We start from the raw sequence: 2530 nt of genomic DNA on the forward strand, positions 1-2530 counted from the left end.
TCCTGCTGCCCGCCATGGCCTGCTGGCTGGGCGTGGGCACCCAGCGCCGTGCGGTTGCGTCCACACCCACCACCAACACAGCGGCCCCAGCGCCCTTGTTTGCCGCCGCCAAGGAAGCACCGTGATTCAGCTTGAACGCCTGTGGCTCGAACGCGAACTGCAACAAGTGCTGATCCGCTACGTCCAGCTGTGCGACGAGCGCGACTGGGGGCTGATGGACCAGGTGTTCAGTACCGATGCCAGCGCCCAATACGGGCTGCGCACGCTGCCCGACCCAGCGGCCATCCTGGACATGCTGCGCAACCACCTGGGGGGCTGCGGCCCCACCCAGCACCTGCTGGCCAACCTGGTGGTGGATGTGGACACGCCCGAAGACGACAGCGCTGAGGGCGATGCACTGCTGGTCAGCAGCCGCACCGCAGTACGCGCATCGCACCGTGGCGCGGGCGAGAAGGCCGCGCAAACCTACGAGTGCATGGGCTACTACCACGACCGCTGGACGCACACCCCGGCGGGCTGGCGCATCGCCCACCGGAAAATGGTGGTGGGATTCGAGTTTGGCAGCCGCAGCGTACTGGCACCGCCCACCGGGCTGGCCGCGCCCTGACCGCCGCACTCAAAATAATGGTCAAAATGGCTTCCAGGCCAATGTAGATAAGCGCAAGCAGCTATCAAAAAAGCAGCAAATAGCCCCCCCCTGGCCCCCTGCTGCACCGCCACCAGCGCACGGGCAATCACCCCCGCAGCAGGATGATCATCAAGCGGCGCTGCACCCGTGCGGTGGCAGACGCGCAGTGCAGTCGCAAAAATCCCCCGGTGCGCACCAGCGCCGCCGGGGGCTGCGGGTGGGTTGGGGACGTGAACTCAGTCGGCAGCGCTCAGCCAGGCCACGCTGTTGAGAAAGATGCGCACCAGCTCCGTCTGGCGGCGCACGCCCGTCTTGGAGAAGATGGAGCGCAAGTGTGCCCGCGCGGTGTTGCGCTTGATGTTCAGTATTTCGGCCGCCTCTTCCAGCGACAGGCCGTTGGCCAACTGGATGGCCAGCGCGGTTTCAGCGGGGGTCAGGTGGAACAGTTGTTGCGCCAGCCGCACGGGCGGATCGACCCGCCCCTCGGTATCGCGCACGAACACGGCCACGCTGGGGCGCTGTTTGCCCTCCGTCCACTGGTCAGAGGCAATGCTTTGCACAATCAGCCCCCAGCCCAGCCGGCCTGAAGGGCGGCTGACCGACATGGCCTCGTTCAGCGCCAAATGCCCGCCCGGTGGCGAGGACAGCGCACTGCGCACCAAGGTTTGCAACTTGCGGTTGTCCTCGACATAAGACGCTTCCAGCTGCCCGCCTGCCACGCTCAACCCATCTTTGGCATCCAGAATGGCCGTGGCGGCAGCGTTGCACTCCATCACCTGGCCGTTCTGGTCCAGCACCACCACGCCCACCATCATCTGCGCCATGGCATGGCTGTACAGCGTGCTGACCTTGCGGTCTTGGTGGATGGACAGGTGCAGGTTCAGCGCCCGCTTGATGTGGGGCAGCAGCAGGCGGCAAAAGTCGATGTCGGCCTGGGAAAAGTCGGGCGATGTTTCAGGCCGGGTGACGCGAAAGCCATACACGCCGCCATTGCGCGTGGCAATGTCGGCGGCCAGTACATGGAACACCCCTTGCGGCGCGCAGTAACTGCGGTAGTACCAGGAAGCGCGCCACTCCGCCTCGGTCAACACATCCTTGATGGTCACCACCTGATCGGGCTTGATGCCGGTGAACGGACTCATGGCAATGTGGGGATTGCCAGGGTCAATATCAGACTGGTCACTGCCAGCCGAAACGATCAGGCCGATGTCGTCAATGGTTTCATGGCGAACGATCAGCGACGCGTAATTGGCGCCGAGCGTGTTGCGCACCAACTGCAAGCAGGTAACCCAGGCGGCTTCGTTCAGTGCAGCGTCGTAGATGGCGCCCAGAATCTGGCTGAGGAATTCGGGCGAAAGGTGCTCCCCCAAGAGCGCACCCGTGGAGGTTGATTCCGAAATCGCTGCTTCCAAGCCTGTCTCCTTCTATTTTTGGAAATGGAGTGTAGTCCTGCCCCTTCAGGGGAAAAACCAGATTCCCCCCTTATTTTTTACGCCAATTCGAACAACCCTGCTGCGCCCATGCCACCGCCGATACACATGCTGACCACGGCGTATTTCACACCGCGCCGGCGCCCCTCCAGCAGGGCGTGGCCGACCAGGCGCGCACCCGACATGCCAAACGGGTGGCCAATCGAAATGGCACCGCCATTGACGTTCAAGCGCTCGTCTGGAATGCCCAGCGTGTCGCGGCAGTGAATGACCTGGCAGGCAAAGGCTTCGTTGATTTCCCACAGACCGATGTCATCCACGCTCAGGCCGTGGCGCGCCAGCAATTTGGGGATGGCAAACACCGGGCCGATGCCCATCTCGTCGGCGCCGCAGCCCGCCACGGCCACGCCGCGGTAGATGCCCAGGGGCGTGAGGCCCCGGCGCTGCGCTTGGGCCGCGCTCATCAGCACCG

The 2530-nt window shown here is 64.2% G+C and carries 2 protein-coding genes and 1 pseudogene; 1 reads left to right on the forward strand and 2 read right to left on the reverse strand.

From position 1 onward, the window contains the following. Nucleotides 1-121: 121 nt before the first annotated feature. On the forward strand, nt 122-607 hold the full coding sequence (locus tag PHX69_RS16110; protein WP_288045156.1) for a nuclear transport factor 2 family protein: 486 nt from the start codon (nt 122-124) through the stop codon (nt 605-607). Between the two features lie 257 nt (nt 608-864). Here the strand turns inward: PHX69_RS16110 and PHX69_RS16115 are convergent, their stop codons facing one another. Together PHX69_RS16115 and PHX69_RS16120 are read right to left on the reverse strand one after the other, a co-directional pair. After that, a complete protein-coding gene (locus tag PHX69_RS16115) occupies nt 865-1998 on the reverse strand; it encodes a helix-turn-helix transcriptional regulator (protein ID WP_288045158.1) in 1134 nt (377 codons plus the stop codon). 119 nt (nt 1999-2117) lie between these two features. Further along, a pseudogene (locus PHX69_RS16120) lies at nt 2118-2530 on the reverse strand (acetyl-CoA C-acyltransferase); the annotation flags it as partial.

It is taken from the genome of Simplicispira sp. (assembly GCF_028687295.1).
Classification (GTDB): Bacteria; Pseudomonadota; Gammaproteobacteria; order Burkholderiales; family Burkholderiaceae_C; genus Simplicispira; species Simplicispira metamorpha.